Below are 15659 nucleotides of genomic sequence, written 5' to 3' on the forward strand. Positions count from 1 at the left end.
TTCGCATGCCAGATTTTATCTTGTTGTTTTTAATCGGTAATTAATTTATCACTCTCTTCCTTACGTCGAGCCTGAGCAAAAAGTTGCGTCAACCTCGTGAAAAAACGGCATCCATTGCGTGAAAAGTGATTTGCACCATAAAGTAAGCAAAAAGTTGCGCAGAATGCGCAGTTGTTCTGGGAATTTGGCTTAGCCATATGCGCCAACCCTCTCTTTGAGAGAAGTAATCGAGTAATATCCGTCTATTGGATTTACCAGTACAATTTATGTGGCCTACGTGAACGGCGTAATGCTGTGGTTAACGTTTTTTCTCTACCACGCCTTTGGTGACCTTGCGGTTATACTCACCAACCACCACACTGAGCTGGCGGTGATTAAGCAGCACAAAACTCAGAACCCCTACAAGTAGCGCCAGCCAGCAGAACAGAATTTTTACCCCGCCGACACCGCTGAACAACAGAATAAAGGACAGCGCGAATCCTGGAAAAAACACGATGGCGGCAGTTCCTGCCAATACCCCACTCAGCCACTTAACCGTCGGCGAGTAGAAGAAAGGCGCAAGGATAAGAATTGTCGCCAGCGGACTTAAAATAGTGATCAACAGCGCGTAGCCCGGTTCTTGCATCAGAAACCTAAAATCAAAAGGTAAAGCCAACATAACTCATCTCTTCAGAAGTAATTGTAAAAGCAGACGGAAATGATCACACATCAGCTTCGCCCGAATCAGTCTGGGAAATGCATTGATGCCAATGTGATACAAGGAGACACTTTTATTAAAAAATGGAACGATAAACAATGCGATGATTCAATTCATGATCTCAGAAATTGGCAGTAAGGAAGAGAAGAACGAAAACAACTGCTCAAAGTGGATAACGACCTGGTGCTGTTGTACTTCAATGGGAACCGCGAGTATCAGCGCTATCGCCAGAGCAGTGCCAACCAAAAAGTAGCGAGCTCGGCTAAACACAACATTTAACTTTTTGCGGCGCTGGATATGGGCGATGGAGGCAATGCCAAATACTCGATGCAGTTTATCGCGCGTGATCACCCACTCATCACCACGGCGCACGGCACGTCCAATCAGCAGACAATGGGAGCCTTGTCTAAGAATATATTCACGCTCAATCTCACGTCCGCTGCGCCGCTCTGCATTAACCGATAACAGATGGAAATCCAGGTCGATGGCATCGACCAGCACGCTACCCGTGCTGTCACGCAGCAGAAAGGGATGGCAGCACTGCTCTTCGTGAATTGTCCGGTAATGCGTTCTTCCCTCAAGGTCGCGATCTTCTTCACTGATACAGTGGTAATAACCAATACAGCTCTCTTCGCTCAGCGGTGCCAAGATCCGCTGTTGCGCCACCAGTTTGCCTTCCAGTTGAACCATGCCGGTCGCCATTGAACGCACGTTGCTGCCAGGCAACATTTCCTGAAAACGCATAAAACGGCTCTGCGCGGATGGCTGCATAAAGCGGAAAATCACGATACCTATAAACGCGACAATGCCCAATATGCCGAAAAAAGGAATCAGTATCAGCGCGATAAGCGTCATAGCATTCAGCACAATTCGCCACAACGATACGCGTTTTGTCGTAGTGGTTGTGATGTTTGCTTTTAGTCTACTGGTAGCAGACTTGCAGGATGCAGCCTTTTTCTGTGGCGGTTCAGAAGTACCCGGGTCATCATCCTTAGCGACGCGCAGTAGTGTCGAAATGCCATAAAATAGCAGAGCAGGCACAACAATCAGCGCAATAATCCCAACCGGCGTCAAGAGCTTATCGGAAAAAGCATCGCCAAAGATCAGATGAAAAATTTTGCCTGCTGCAACAAGCAGAACAGAGAGTATGACCGGTAACAGCAGAAAACCGACGCCATTAAAAAAACGAGACAGATTTTTAAGCCACATACTGATACACCAACGCCCCTGGTGGTTGTACGCTCGTCCTGAGCGGAAAGAAATTCCGGCAAATATGCTCCCAGCGTCCGAGTAGTGCATAAGTACCACAAACAATCAGCCAATCGTCACACGTCCACCGCCGATTATGATACCGCCACAGCTAACGGCTGTCCCCCGTATGTGTAGCGGATTTGCCGTCAATAAAGACACTGGATGAACCGCCGCTGATGATTCGACGATATCCGTGCAGAACCAGAGGATGGCTTTGGCGTGCCAGTGGCAGACCATCAATCTTAAAGGTTAAGGAACCCGCCACGACTGATGTTGGTGGATAACTTACGTGCCCGGTATCGCCTAATTTAACGGCGTTGCCCATGCGCCAATCCTCATTGTAAATAGTGGTCAAATAACAGGAATGAATTTTCCATCGACAAAAGAGAATATGGGGGAAAAATATTTCATTTTCTTCTTTCCGTCTTGATTTTCAGTAAAGTAAGAAATAGGGGAAACGAGAGGGCTTGATTTATTAACAAGACGAACCATTCTTTTGTTATTCATCACTTCTATTTCATAATCATTCCAATTGATAGATACCATTTTGAATGAAGGATCTTTAAATGATTCGGAAAAATTTGTGCTGTTATATATCTCAGCAACGCTATCGCCTGTGCTTACCGACCATGCGTGTAGTGATTCACTGAGAGATGATTTGATTGCTTCTTGATTTCTTTCAGCAAAAAGATGCCAGAGATCGAGATAGGCAACTTTTAACGCCTGAATTTGCTCGGTTTTTCCAGTAAAAGGAGTGGCTTTTGTCCATTTCCACTCCGGGATATTTTTAAGATGGACTTTTTTTGTAAATTGATAGAGATCCATCTCTGCTGGGAAATAGTTATCGATCAGATAATTGGAAGGAAAATGTCCCATCTCAACCTGCTGTGCCGGAATTTTCCTTACTAACACTTCTTCAGCTTCGTTCGTTTTTTCGCTTGGGTGCGTATAGGGAACCCCGTCTTGACCGATAGCGATAGCAAGCTGACTCAATACCTTCGACTGCTCTCCCTTAAACGCGGTTAAAGCGACTTTACAACCCGCATCAGGCTTAAACGACTTGCGCGCATCATCACCGATAGTTTCTTTTGAGAACCAGCCCAGCGCCCCGATTTCAGCAGTAATCTCATTCTCTCCATTTACCAAAAATAACAACGCGTTAGTGCTGGAGGAGCCGAACCCTCTCCCGGCCACCGCCGAATGACGGTTATCCATACCAAGCACACCGTTGGTCTTGATGGCACAAAACGCCGAGTTAATATCGAATACGCTGCGGATCCTTAACAACTCATTAGCGGCATTCGCGGTAGACATCGCCATTACTCCTGACAGTATTAGGCATTTCCATTGAAAAAACGTCCTTATCATGCGCTTTCCTTGTATTCCTAATGTTTTGGATTGGATTCCATCGCCCAAGGCATCTGATTCGTTTTTTTCACTTCATTATATTTGGGATTCGATCCCACTGCCCACGGCTGGGCGGGTATCGCTACAATAAGCATCACAGCCAGTCAGCCAATCGTCACACGTCCACCGCCAATTATGATACCGCCGCAGCTGATGGCGTCCCCCGTACGTGCAGCGGATTTGCCGTCAATAAAGACACTGAATGAACCACCACTGATGATTCGACGATGTCCGTGCGTTGCCAGAGGATCGCCTTGACGGGCTAGTGGCAGACCATCAATCTTAACGGTTGAGGAATCCGCCACGACGGAGGTTGGTGGATAACTTACGTGCCCGGTATCAATATTGCCTAATTTGACTGCATTGCCCATGCGGCAATCCTCATTGTAAACAGTCATCAAATAACAGGAATAAATTTTCCATCAATGAAGGAAAAAATTGGTGAGTATCCTCTAAGCCGCTTCTTGCCATTTTCATTTACTATTAAATAAATTAGAGGAGAAAAGCTTGGATCTGATTTGTTTATAAATCGGACCATTCTATGGTTATTCATCACCTCAACATCATAATCATTCCAGTTGATATTAATAATTTTAAATTCATGGTGCTTTAAATCATCTACAAACGTATTGCTTTTATAAATATCATCAATACTATCTCCAGTAGTCATTGCCCATGCTTTCAAAGATTCATTAAGATATCTCTTTATTTCTATATCATTCTTTTCCGCCAAGAGGTGCCAGAGTTCGAGATAGGCGATTTTGAGCGCCTGAATCTGTTCTGGCTTACCTGTGAACGGGGTTGCTTTTGTCCATTTCCACTCGGGAAGGCCTTTAAGATAAACCTTCTGTGTAAACTGATAAAGCTCCATACCATCAGGAAAATAATTATCAATCAGATAATCCGAGGAAAGGTGTCCCTCTTCAACCTGCTGTGCAGTGATTTTCTTTACTACAATTTTTTCAGTTTTAACGGTGTCCATGCTTGGGTCTACATAAGGAACACCGTCTTTACCAATAGCAACAGTGAGTTGACTCAGCACTTTCGACTGGCCGCCTTTAAATGCGGTTAAAGCCACTTTACAGCCCGCATCCGGCTTAAACATCTTGCGTGCTTCATCACTGATATTCTCTTTTGAGAACCAGCCCAGCGCCCCGATTTCGGCAGTAATCTCATTTTCTCCATTTTCCAACGTAAGCAATGCGTTAGTGCTGGATGTACCAAACCCTCTCCCGACAACCGCTGAATCCCGGTTATCCATCCCAAGAACGCCGTTGGTCTTGATAGCACAAAACGCCGAGTTAATATCGAATACGCTGCGGACCCTTAACGGCTCATTAGCGGCATTCGCGGTAGACATCATCATCACACCTAGCAGTATTAGGCATTTCCATTGAAACAACGTCCTCATCATGCGCTTTCCTTGTTTATCTAACGTCAGATTGGGTCCCATCACCCAGGGCTGGGCGGGTATCACTACAATAAGCACCATAGCCAGTCAGCCAATCGTCACACTTCCACCTCCGATCATGACTCCGCCACAGCTAACGGCATCTCCCGATCGCCTTGGCGTGCCAGCCAACCTTAACGGTAGAAGAACCTGCTACGACAGAGGTTGGCGAATGACTTTCGTGCCCGGTATCGATATCGCCTAATTTAGCGGCGTTGCACGTGCGACAATCCTCAGTGTAAATAGTGGTCAAATAACAGGAATAAATTTTCCATCGATGAAGGAGAATATAGGAGAAAAATACCCTACACTATTATCTCCATCGTCATCTTTGAATGTATAAGAAAGAGGAGATATAGTAGGGTCTGATTTATTAACAAACCGCACCATTCTGCCTTTATTCATCACTTCAATTTTATAATCATTCCAATTAATAGAGCGAATTTCAAATGAAGTGTTTTTTAAATCCTTTTTAAAACCACGATCGTTATATATTTCATCGATAGAATTTCCGGTTGTGAGCGCCCATGCTTGTAAAGATTCATTAAGGTATTGTTTTATTTTTACATCATTTTTTTCAGCAAAAAGATGCCAAAGGTCGAGATAGGCAATTTTTAACGCCTGAATTTGCTCGGTTTTTCCAGTAAAAGGAGTGGCTTTTGTCCACTTCCACTCCGGGATATTTTTAAGATGGACTTTTTTTGTAAATTGATAGAGATTCATCTCAGTTGGGAAATAGTTATCAATCAGATAATTGGAAGGAAAATGTCCCATTTCAATCTGCTGTGCAGGAATTTTCATTACTGACACCTCTTCAGCTTCGTCCGTTTTTTCACTTGGTTGCGCATAGGGAATCCCGTCTTGACCGATCGCGATAGCAAGCTGGCTCAATACCTTCGACTGTTCACCTTTAAATGCGGTTAAAGCGACTTTACAACTCGCATCCGGTTTAAACACACTGCGAGATTCATCACCGTTATTCCCTTTTGAGAACCAGCCCAACGCCCCGATTTCGGCAGTAATCTCATTTTCTCCATTTTCCAAAAATAACAATGCGTTAGTGCTGGAAGAGCCAAATCCTCTCCCGGCAACTGCTGAATCCCGGTTATCCATCCCAAGCACGCCGTTGGTCTTGATGGCGCAAAAGGCCGAGTTAATATCAAATACGCTGCGGACCCTTAACGGTTCATTAGCGGCATTCGCGGTAGACATCATCATCACTCCTGACAGTATTAAGCATTGCCATTGAAAAAACATCCTGATCATGCGTTTTCCTCATCATTCTAACGTTTCGGGTTGGATCCCATCGCCCAGGGCTCCTGACTCGGTTTTTCCACAGCATTATATTTGGGATTCGATCCCATTGCCCACGGCTCGGCGGGTATCACTTTTGGTTTTTCGATAACTCGCTCTTTGCCAAACAGATTCACTCTCATCGCCGATTTACCCGCGTCTAATGGGCCAGCCAGTTCCGTTGTTGATTTGTATGAGGAACTTCTATTTGAGCTATTTTTATCTTTACGAGAACCTTCTTCTTTAACATCCGCCAGTAATGCCACTTCAGCGTTAATCCCATTATGATACCCGACCAAATCAATACCCTCAGCATGTGGATCCAGCTTCATTCCCGCTTCTGTTTTAATACTACCTTTAGCCTTCAAGGCAACTTCAACAAACAACACTTTGGTTTCAAATGCCGTACTGACCACCCCTTCCAGCAAAAAGGCCAGCTTGTTATTGTCATCCTCAGGTGTGAAAGTCCATTGAGCCTGTTTATAGGCAGCACCGAGAGAAAAGTGCAGCTCTGCCGTCAATTTTATATAGCACTCAAGGCTATTACCGTGTTTATCGATATATTCCTGGCACTTCGCAACAATACTCTGTACTTTACAATAAGTAGCCAGAAGCTGTATCAGATCTATTTTCATACTCATGCTAAGGAAGGGTGCAGCATAAAGCCCCATAAAATGCGTGGCCTCATCAACACTGCCCTTGCATTGATACGCGTAGGACACCCCCAGATTAATCGGCTCAACAGAGAAATCAAAGAGGCGATATTCGCGTGTTCCCTTTTTCTTGGGATCGGGGTCAGGCAGGAGATATTGGTTGATATTCGATAAAAATCGCTCCACTTTGCCAATCTGTTCGAGCGTCTTGACCGTTTTGACTTTATTACGGGTCAATTCGGCAAACGTGGCCGAATATTCCGTACCACCGATTTTCAACCCGTACTCAACATTCAGCTTCTGCTCCTGCGTGATTTGGAACTGATCGGTATGCAACGTCCAGCCGCTCCGCAGCTTATTGCCGTTTTTAGGCTGGGTATTCTCCATCTTTTTTCTGGCAGCTATCTGTTCATCCCGCCGCTCTTTCCACGTGCGCTCTCTCCCAGTCAGCTCGTAGCTGAAACCAATGACAGCCCGTAGCTCCACTTCTGGATAAACCTCTATTTGTGCATAACTCGCTTTACCCGTGCAGCCCTGCGTAATCAGTTGATAACGATGGGGAGCGGCAATGGCATCAGAGGGTAAGTGAATACGATTGAAATAGGACCATATCGGATCGACGGGCAGATCGGCCTGCTCGCTATCGGCGGGTTTCTTGTAATAGAGCGTGATAGGGTTTGGTACCCCTTTCTTTAACGCAATTTTCTCATTTCCACTTTCCAGCGTGGCCTGCGGACAGGTGGGTTTTTCACACTTTCCTTCGATTTTTATCGTTCCCTGGCTGCCAGTGCCACCATCCAGAACTTTCAGGCGAATATTTTTCTCCACAGGCCAGACATGGGTTTTCTCATCAAATGCATCAAGCGTTATCTCATAAGTACAGGGATCGGGATTATTGCAGTTTGCGCAGGCACTGCCCGCTGCGAGTGAGATTTTTCCTTCAGACATGCGTTTTTCCTTTAACGGGGAATATATCCTAGTGCATCTTTAAGCAAACGTTCAACCCGGTAGTGACCGGGAAAGCTTTCATTACTTAATAGGTCCTGCCATAGCGCAGGAAGTTTTTTTATTGAATATATATTTTTTTCTATCAACAAATGCAGTAATCCACGAATAGCGCGATCGTCCTCAATGCCTTTTGCCTTACAAAAATGATAACACTCTCTCACAGATTCTTTGACCGTAAGGCGCTCGGGTTCATCTTGTGGACCATGATAAATATCATCCCCCTGACTGTTTTTCCATTCGGGAGTATTTGGTACAATATGTTGTATGCTTTCTGCGTACAGGGTTATCATTTTAGCCGTTAACCCCTCAATGTATTTCACTTCCGCATAGTGATTCAGTAAGTCAAGCTGTGGCTGACTAATTTTTAACAACTTTATTCGACTCTTAGCCGTCGGTGGAAACTGGTCACGAATGGGCTGAAAATGCTCCTCCCGAATTGTTCCATTATGGACCGTCATCATTTTTTCAATCGGGCCCAGAAAACAGTGCAATTCCCATTCACTCAGAACATGGCATAAATTCCAGATATTCCTGGGGTCATAAAAGCGAAAAAACACAGGCTTCTCTTCAGAGGGAAGAAGAACCTGTAAATATTTACGCAGATGGTGGCGTAAATCCTTCATGCTGGCCCGTGTATATAAGTAGATCCCCCATGGCGCGGTTTTATTCACCAGCCAGGAGGAAACCTCGTGCGTGACTTCAACTAAATAGGGAGCCAGCGGGACTAATTCCTGCTGCAATGGCTCCGCATATAAGCAACAATGCGGCGGATCGTGTTCAGCCAAAAAATCCAGTAGTTCTTCTTCAATTGAGCCATCGATAACGGCATATTGCACAGTCTCACTCACGGTTTTCTTTCTCCTTGGCCGGACAGTGCGCAACAAACAGCGTCCCTGCGGCCGCGGCCGCTTTCAATATCGCAGGATCGGCTGGAAGTGCCACATCCCCCGGGCTACCGCCTGAGTTCAGGTTGATAGCCGGACCTTTGATGTCCACCCCTCCGGCATGGATAACCACAAAGCTGCCTCCGACCCTGAGCGTTAATTTGCTGCCGCTTTGCAGCGTCAGATCGCCGTTGCTGTCTACGCTGAATACACCGCTGATTTTCTGCGCTAAGTCGCCCTTAACCTGTATGCCCCGATCGCCTTCCGTCAGCGATAAATGGTTGCCCGTGGTTTTGTAATCCTGATTGCCTTCCACCGTAACCTTGCGATTATTGGCAACCACCAGTTCTTCATCATGTCCGATGCTCGTTGTGCGGTTATAGTCCACACGCTCATCTTTGGAATTGAGCACCCGCACTGCCATATTTTTCTGGGCGTGAAGGAAGATCTCTTCGTTATCTGTGGCATCTTCGAAACTCAGCTCGTTAAACCCCTGACCTTTGTGGGTCTGGGAGCGCAAAATGGTGCGGGTTTTATTGACGGGCAGCGGATACGGTGACGGATTGGTGGCGTGAAAGGTTCTGCCCGTCACGACAGGCTGGTCCGGATCGCCTTCGAGGAAACTGACAATCACCTCATGCCCGATGCGCGGAATGGCTATCAGCCCGTACTGACCGCCTGCCCAGCCCTGACTAACCCGCACCCAGCAGGAACTTTGGTCATCGCTGGCGCCGTAGCGGTCCCACGGGAATTGCAGCTTCACCCGGCCATGTTCATCGCAGTAGATTTCTTCCCCCGCCGGACCCACCACGGTGGCTATCTGCGGGCCATCCACCATCGGTTTGTACGGCAGGTCGGCACGCCAGGTGCTTTTGGCACTGATAACCTCGAAGCTGTTGCTGTAAGTGGTGGGTTCACCGCCGCTTTCTTCTTCCAGAGCTTGTGGTTGCTGCCCGCTGTGGGTTATCGCGACCAGTTGCCAGTCGCTATTCAGCATCGAATTGGGGTGTTCGGTCAGGGTAAAGCTGCTGCCCGGCATCAGCATCGCGGCATTGGATTCGCCGGAGCCGGTCATGGCATTGGCGCGTAATGCATCCAACCGGTAGCCGGTAAAGGCCTTGCCGCTCGGGTCTTGTTTAAAACGTCCGGGATAGTCGAAGTGTTGGTAGCTTTCGCGCTGGTGCGCCAGTTCAGCGCTCAGCTTGCTGTGCAGCAGACCGTAGGCTGGCGTTTTGAAGCTGTAGTCCTTGAGGGCGACTTCTGCGGTGCTGACCGCCTCGGCATAGCGGAAACGGCGCACATAGTCGCCTTCGCTCAGACCCTGAGCGGCTAGATTAAAGAACAGCTCGGGGCCTTTGCTGAGAGCCCCGGCATCATCCGCAAACACGACACGGTGTTTACCCGCTTCAAACTCGTGGAAGAAGTACAGACCTTCCTCAGCCGCCAACCGGGTGATAAACGCCAAATCGCTTTCCCGGTACTGCACACAGTATTCACGCACCGCATGGTCGTTACGCAGCGCAAAGGCGTAATCGGTAATGCCGGACTCTTCCAGCAAGGTACCGATAATGACCTCCGGCTTTTGCGCCTGAAAGATGCGGGCATTGGTACGCAGCCCCAACCGCCACAGTGCAGGACGCACCTCTATCTGATAGCGAGTACGGCGAAAACCGGTGTCCCCTTGGGCAAAGGCGCTGACAATCCCGTTCACTCTGCGCTTCAACTCGCCGTCGTACCACACCAGCAGCTCACAGGGCTGGTCCAGAACTGTACCAAAATCGACATCCGGCAAGGCACTCGCCAGATTCAGCGACAGGGAGAATGGCTGGTTAAGTGCTTCGCTGAGTTGAAAATCCACCACGGCAAAGGTCGAGGCGGGCAATGCACCGACCTTTACCGTGAACTGCAATCCTGTACTGTTTGCCACGTCTATTCCCTCGCTTCCCGTGATGAAAACCGCGCTTTCTGCACTCAGGTCTGGGAGAATCAGACCTCAGGGCAGTACACGCAGAAAACCCGGGCAAGCCCGGGTCAGTGACAGAAGGATTACGCTTCAACCGGCGCACGCCAGTCATCAGAACCGGAGGTTCCAGCCACTGTGTGTTCCCAGTCGATTTTACGGTAGGCCAGAGAGACTTCGATCAACTGGGTGTAGTCCAGTTTTGCCGGGTCCTGGCAGTGTGGCATGTTGCAGTCGATGTCCACGATGGTGGCATCGGTCAGGATGGTAGAGAAGAAGTGCTCCTGCTTGCCTTCCACCGAGGTGCGATACCACTTCAGGGTCACGGTCGGCAGCATTTCACCGGAGGCCAGTGAGTTGTACATCAACGGTACGGCTTTGTTCAGCGCGACGGTGAATTTGAACGGCTTGTGGACGCGTTGGCCGGAAGGTTGGCCTGATTGCGGGTCGGTCGGTACGGTGACAACGTGTTTGAATTCCTGCACCAGCATTTCGTCTTCGTGGCCCTGCACATAGATGTTGCCGACAGAATCAGAGGTGAAGGCACCGGCGGTAATGTTGCCCTGGGTTTTACCTTCGATGCTGATGTAGCATGGAGTTGGCATTGTGTTGCTCCTTGTTGTTGAACGTGATGAGTAACTTCACGCTGCGTATAGCAATCCATATGCCAATTTTTATCTTATTGTTTTTCTGCTATTAATTACCTTAACTCAAATTCTGTTGAGCCAACTTGCGCAAAAAATTGCGCAAGCCTCGCGAAAAAACGGCATTCATTGCGTAAATAGTGATTTACACCAGAAAGTGAGCAAGAAGTTGCGCAGAATGCGCGGTTATGCTGATAAAGTAGTCTGACACAACGCCCTGCGCGGCATAATGCACGTTGTTCCTGCCTCTTTTCCGTTTGCCTGCCAATTTAGCGGTCTGGTTATTTCAGCTCTCTTCAACCGCCATATTGGTGACTTTCAGCCGTGCTACTTCATCGCCTGGCGTCGCGCCAAAGTAGCGTTTAAATTCCCGACTGAATTGCGACACGCTCTCATACCCGACGCGCACCGCCGCTGCCCCGGCCCGCACGCCGTCGTTGAGCATCATCAGGCGCGCTTTGTGCAGCCGGTAAGACTTCAGGTATTGCAGCGGTGAGGTATTGGTCACTGCTTTAAAATTATGATGAAACGCGGACACGCTCATATTCACTTCCGCCGCCAGTTGCTCCACATTCAGGTTATCCGCATAGTGATTTTCAATACGGCGCAGCGCTTTGGCAATCTGGCTGAAATGGGTATGGCGGTTGACCAGCGCCTGCAACGCCGCCCCGCCCTCCCCGCACAGAATATGATAGGTAATCTCTTTAACGATCATCGGCCCCAGCACGCGAGCGTCACGGGGGGTTTGCATCGCATCAAACAATCGTTCAACCGCACACAGCATCTCTTCGGTAAACGGCACACTGTTCACACCGCAAGAGCCTGAGCACGGGCGAATCACGCTATCATCATCGCCAATATCCAGCAGCAATGCCTGCAGCACCAGCGGATCGATGCGGATAGAGATGCCCACCAAAGGCTGTTCAGCGCTGGCAACCGTCTCACATTCAAACGGCAACGGCACCGTCATCAACAAATAGTTTTCTGCGTCATACTGAAAAACGGTATCGCCCACATAGCCAATCTTCCGGCCCTGAAACAGGATGACTATCGTCGGGTCATACATCACCGGCACGCGCGGATGGGGTTGGTCCGCGTAAAGGATTTTCACTTGCGCTATCGGCGAGGGCGTGACCCAGTGTTGGGTGGTGTAACTGAGCGCCTGCTTGATTATCTTGGCAAACACCGGATTTGTTTGGGCACGCGTCATCAGTCAGGCCTTATTTGGGGTGGGGACAGTCTCTTCAATAGGAAAACAACATGACACAAACGTCATTATTTATCACCCAATTCTCCGAGTAATTGTAGGAATAGGCAATAACCCAACAGAAATGTGCATTGAATGCCTGCGGTCAGGTGCTGATAATAGCCCACATCATTCATACTGAACGATCGGTATCCACCTCCCGTATGCGTTACTCGGGATTCCTTATCAAGGCGTTGAACTGGATAATTACCCTATGCAAAATTTCACACTTCATACCCCGACCAAAATTCTGTTTGGCGAAGGCAAAATTGCCGAAATAGGCAAAGAAATTCCTGCTGATGCGCGCATCCTTATCACTTACGGTGGCGGCAGCATCAAGCGTAACGGCGTGTTGGATCAGGTTTATCAGGCATTGGAAGGCCGCAATGTGCGTGAGTTCGGCGGTATCGAACCGAACCCCTCTTATGAAACGCTGATGAAAGCCGTTGAACTGGTGCGTGCCGAAAACATTGATTTTCTGCTCGCAGTGGGCGGAGGGTCCGTCGCCGATGGCACAAAATTTATCGCTGCCGCTGCGCACTATGAAGCCGCACAAGATCCCTGGCATATTCTGGAAACCAGCGGAGCACAGGTGACGAATGCCGTGAAAATGGCCTGCGTGCTGACTCTGCCAGCGACCGGTTCCGAGTCTAACAATGGTGCCGTTATCAGTCGTAAAACCACGGGTGACAAACTGCCCTTCTTCTCCCCCTACACCTTCCCCCTGTTTGCCGTGCTCGATCCGGTGGTCACCTTCAGTTTGCCGCCGCGTCAGGTTGCCAACGGCGTTGTCGATGCGTTTGTGCATACCGTTGAGCAGTATCTGACCTATCCGGTGGATGCCAAGGTGCAGGATCGTTTTTCTGAAGGCTTGTTGTTAACGCTGATTGAAGAAGGTCCGCGCGCGCTGGCTGAACCGGAAAACTACAAAGTTCGTGCCAACGTGATGTGGAGTGCCACCATGGCACTGAACGGGTTAATTGGTGCTGGCGTGCCGCAGGATTGGGCTACCCATATGATGGGCCATGAATTGACAGCATTGCACGGCCTTGACCATGCGCAAACGCTGGCGATCGTGCTGCCTTCTCTGCTGCAAGCGAAAAAAGCGCAAAAGCGCGCCAAACTGCTGCAATATGCAGAACGCGTGTGGGATTTGCGTGAAGGTAGCGAAGAGCAGCGGATCGATGGCGCTATCGCGGCCACGCGTGCGTTCTTCGAGAAAATGGGCGTACCCACCCACATGGCGGATTACCAATTGGATGGCAGCACCATCCCGACGCTGGTGTCCAAACTGAAAGAACACGGTATGACGGCGCTCGGGGAACACGCCGATATTACGCCGGAAGTGAGCCAGAAGATCTACGAAGCGGCACGTTAAGCGCCGCCCCTCATTGCTGTGTCTGCGAAGGGAGCCAATGGCTCCCTTTGTCATGGCGGTATATCAGGCGAGTACGGCCAAATCTGCCGCATTAAATCCACGCAAGGACGCCGTCTGACCCGACTGGACTTTTTCTGCCCAGTGCGCATCAGAAAGCAGAACACGCCCTACGGCGATCAGGTCAAACTCGTCCCGTTCCATACGCGTGTAAAGGTTATCCAGCGCCGCAGTACCAGAGCCTTCACCGCCGAAGGCGGCAAAGAAGTCAGAGGTTAACCCCACCGACCCGACGCTGATGGTGGCTGCACCGGTTAATTTCTTCGCCCAACCGGCAAAATTCAACCCTTGCTCGCCGTCAATCTCCGGGAACTCCGGCTCCCAGAAGCGACGTTGAGAGCAGTGCAGAATATCAACGCCCGCGTCAACCAACGGTGCCAGCCACTCCGTCATTTCTTGCGGTGAGGTTGCCAGACGCGCTTTATAATCCTGCTGCTTCCACTGACTGACGCGCAGGATCAGCGGGAAATCAGGGCCAACGGCAGCGCGAACCGCACGCACAATGTCTGCCGCAAAGCGAGAACGCTCGCGGATGGTTGCTCCGCCGAAAGCATCGGTGCGCTTATTGGTTCCCGGCCAGAAGAACTGGTCAATCAGGTAACCATGCGCGCCATGCAACTCCAGCGTGTCAAACCCTAAACGTTTAGCATCCGCCGCCGCCTGAGCAAAGGCGGCTACCGTGTCAGCGATATCCTCTTCGGTCATCACCACACCGCGCGGAGCATCCGGTCCAAGCAGCCCTGAAGGGCTTTCCACCGGCGCATCCGGCTCCCACTCTCCCGTGCGCGTCGACCCGGTATGCCAAATCTGTGGGCCAATCTTACCGCCCGCCGCATGGACGGCATCAGCCACGCCCTGCCACCCGGCCAGCGCCGCGTCACCGTGGAAAAAGGGGATGCCCGCCATATTGCGCGAAGCAGGACGGTTCACCACCGTGCCTTCCGTCAGGATCAGCCCCACGTTGCCTTGCGCGCGACGACGATAATATTCGGCATTTTCCGGGCCAGGAATGCCCTCTTTCGCCATACCGCGCGTCATCGGTGCCATTACGATTCGGTTAGGCAGTTGCAACCCTTTCAACGCGAAGGGAGTGAACAAAATATTGTCGGACATGGACCTTTCCTTTTTAGCAAGTAACGTTCACGAAGTGAGGTAAACACAGTCAGCGTTCAAGACAGGATGCATCACAGGCATCGGTGAGGCGGCTCGGTAGCACCATCGCCGCTGTCATCAAGGCAATCGATGCACGCTTCAAGCAGTTGATGCAACGCAGCCACCCGTTCAGCACCCAGTTGTGCCACGATCGCTACCTGCGCCTCTCGCCACACCCGCTGCGCTTGTGCCTGTTTCTCCCGCCCTGCCGCAGTCACTTCAATACGGCGACTGCGCGCGTCACTCCCGGCACAAATTTTTAGCCATCCTTGCGCAACCAGAGGCTGCATATTGCGTGTTAAGGTAGAAGCATCCATTTGCATGTGTCGGGCCAGATCGACCGGGCGAACAGGCTCCAGGCTCACGGCATACGACAACAGCGCATATTGAGTATTCTTCAACCCACATGTCGCAACGTAGTGATCGTAATGTCGCGTCACCATCCGCGTAAGCTGGCGCAGCTTGAGGTTGGTACAGCCCTGAGACGTGTCTGTGTTTTTCATGTCGTTAATTGTATATGCAACCATTGTATATGCAACATTTTTACATCAGGAAGATCGCGGTATTGGTCCACTATCC

At 49.7% G+C, this 15659-nt stretch carries 14 protein-coding genes and 1 pseudogene; 1 reads left to right on the top strand and 14 read right to left on the bottom strand.

What is annotated here, in order from left to right; genetic code table 11:
• Nucleotides 1-298: 298 nt before the first annotated feature.
• From J5069_RS06165 to J5069_RS06220, 12 genes and pseudogenes are all read right to left on the bottom strand, one after another.
• Nucleotides 299-658: a hypothetical protein gene (locus J5069_RS06165; protein WP_264643011.1), complete on the bottom strand. Its 360-nt coding sequence runs from the start codon at nt 656-658 to the stop codon at nt 299-301.
• Between the two features lie 147 nt (nt 659-805).
• Nucleotides 806-1906: a hypothetical protein gene (locus J5069_RS06170; RefSeq protein WP_264643012.1), complete on the bottom strand. Its 1101-nt coding sequence runs from the start codon at nt 1904-1906 to the stop codon at nt 806-808.
• 105 nt (nt 1907-2011) lie between these two features.
• A pseudogene (locus J5069_RS06175) lies at nt 2012-2273 on the bottom strand (PAAR domain-containing protein).
• Nucleotides 2274-2299: 26 nt separating this feature from the next.
• A complete protein-coding gene (locus J5069_RS06180; protein ID WP_264643013.1) occupies nt 2300-3262 on the bottom strand; it encodes a hypothetical protein in 963 nt (320 codons plus the stop codon).
• A 197-nt stretch (nt 3263-3459) separates the two neighbouring features.
• Nucleotides 3460-3726, bottom strand: a complete 267-nt coding sequence (locus J5069_RS06185) for a PAAR domain-containing protein (protein WP_264643014.1) — start codon at nt 3724-3726, stop codon at nt 3460-3462.
• A 26-nt stretch (nt 3727-3752) separates the two neighbouring features.
• On the bottom strand, nt 3753-4769 hold the full coding sequence (locus J5069_RS06190) for a hypothetical protein (RefSeq protein WP_264643015.1): 1017 nt from the start codon (nt 4767-4769) through the stop codon (nt 3753-3755).
• A 285-nt stretch (nt 4770-5054) separates the two neighbouring features.
• Nucleotides 5055-6023, bottom strand: a complete 969-nt coding sequence (locus tag J5069_RS06195; RefSeq protein ID WP_264627949.1) for a hypothetical protein — start codon at nt 6021-6023, stop codon at nt 5055-5057.
• 65 nt (nt 6024-6088) lie between these two features.
• Entirely contained in the window at nt 6089-7699 is a 1611-nt protein-coding gene (locus J5069_RS06200; RefSeq protein WP_264643016.1) for a hypothetical protein, read from the bottom strand.
• A gap of 11 nt (nt 7700-7710) precedes the next feature.
• Entirely contained in the window at nt 7711-8607 is an 897-nt protein-coding gene (locus tag J5069_RS06205) for a DUF4123 domain-containing protein (protein WP_264643017.1), read from the bottom strand.
• A complete protein-coding gene (tssI, locus tag J5069_RS06210) occupies nt 8600-10570 on the bottom strand; it encodes a type VI secretion system tip protein VgrG (protein WP_264643018.1) in 1971 nt (656 codons plus the stop codon). The genes J5069_RS06205 and tssI overlap by 8 nt, the downstream gene beginning before the upstream one ends.
• Nucleotides 10571-10689: 119 nt before the next feature.
• Complete coding sequence (locus tag J5069_RS06215; protein ID WP_264643019.1) at nt 10690-11208, bottom strand: Hcp family type VI secretion system effector; 519 nt, start codon at nt 11206-11208, stop codon at nt 10690-10692.
• Nucleotides 11209-11533: 325 nt separating this feature from the next.
• The gene (locus tag J5069_RS06220; RefSeq protein ID WP_264643020.1) at nt 11534-12457 is read right to left on the bottom strand and encodes an AraC family transcriptional regulator; all 924 of its coding nucleotides are present in this window, start codon (nt 12455-12457) and stop codon (nt 11534-11536) included.
• A gap of 250 nt (nt 12458-12707) precedes the next feature.
• Here J5069_RS06220 and yqhD point away from each other — a divergent pair, with 250 nt between their 5' ends.
• Entirely contained in the window at nt 12708-13871 is a 1164-nt protein-coding gene (gene yqhD, locus J5069_RS06225) for an alcohol dehydrogenase (protein ID WP_264643021.1), read from the top strand.
• Nucleotides 13872-13934: 63 nt separating this feature from the next.
• On the opposite strand, the gene J5069_RS06230 is transcribed toward yqhD, so the two are convergent.
• Nucleotides 13935-15041: an NADH:flavin oxidoreductase gene (locus J5069_RS06230; RefSeq protein WP_264643022.1), complete on the bottom strand. Its 1107-nt coding sequence runs from the start codon at nt 15039-15041 to the stop codon at nt 13935-13937.
• 71 nt (nt 15042-15112) lie between these two features.
• A complete protein-coding gene (locus tag J5069_RS06235; protein ID WP_264643023.1) occupies nt 15113-15583 on the bottom strand; it encodes a MarR family winged helix-turn-helix transcriptional regulator in 471 nt (156 codons plus the stop codon).
• Nucleotides 15584-15659: the final 76 nt, after the last annotated feature.

The organism is Candidatus Symbiopectobacterium sp. NZEC127 (assembly GCF_025962675.1).
GTDB lineage: Bacteria > Pseudomonadota > Gammaproteobacteria > Enterobacterales > Enterobacteriaceae > Symbiopectobacterium.

What these genes read in the sequence shown, in the direction of transcription:
- yqhD (WP_264643021.1), top strand. Translation starts at nt 12,708, where the DNA reads ATGCAAAATTTCACACTTCATACCCCGACCAAAATTCTGTTTGGCGAA.
- J5069_RS06170 (WP_264643012.1), bottom strand. Translation starts at nt 1,906, where the DNA reads ATGTGGCTTAAAAATCTGTCTCGTTTTTTTAATGGCGTCGGTTTTCTG.
- J5069_RS06190 (WP_264643015.1), bottom strand. Translation starts at nt 4,769, where the DNA reads ATGATGAGGACGTTGTTTCAATGGAAATGCCTAATACTGCTAGGTGTG.
- J5069_RS06180 (WP_264643013.1), bottom strand. Translation starts at nt 3,262, where the DNA reads ATGTCTACCGCGAATGCCGCTAATGAGTTGTTAAGGATCCGCAGCGTA.
- J5069_RS06185 (WP_264643014.1), bottom strand. Translation starts at nt 3,726, where the DNA reads ATGGGCAATGCAGTCAAATTAGGCAATATTGATACCGGGCACGTAAGT.
- J5069_RS06200 (WP_264643016.1), bottom strand. Translation starts at nt 7,699, where the DNA reads ATGTCTGAAGGAAAAATCTCACTCGCAGCGGGCAGTGCCTGCGCAAAC.
- J5069_RS06230 (WP_264643022.1), bottom strand. Translation starts at nt 15,041, where the DNA reads ATGTCCGACAATATTTTGTTCACTCCCTTCGCGTTGAAAGGGTTGCAA.
- J5069_RS06215 (WP_264643019.1), bottom strand. Translation starts at nt 11,208, where the DNA reads ATGCCAACTCCATGCTACATCAGCATCGAAGGTAAAACCCAGGGCAAC.
- J5069_RS06165 (WP_264643011.1), bottom strand. Translation starts at nt 658, where the DNA reads ATGTTGGCTTTACCTTTTGATTTTAGGTTTCTGATGCAAGAACCGGGC.
- J5069_RS06235 (WP_264643023.1), bottom strand. Translation starts at nt 15,583, where the DNA reads ATGAAAAACACAGACACGTCTCAGGGCTGTACCAACCTCAAGCTGCGC.
- J5069_RS06220 (WP_264643020.1), bottom strand. Translation starts at nt 12,457, where the DNA reads ATGACGCGTGCCCAAACAAATCCGGTGTTTGCCAAGATAATCAAGCAG.
- J5069_RS06195 (WP_264627949.1), bottom strand. Translation starts at nt 6,023, where the DNA reads ATGATGATGTCTACCGCGAATGCCGCTAATGAACCGTTAAGGGTCCGC.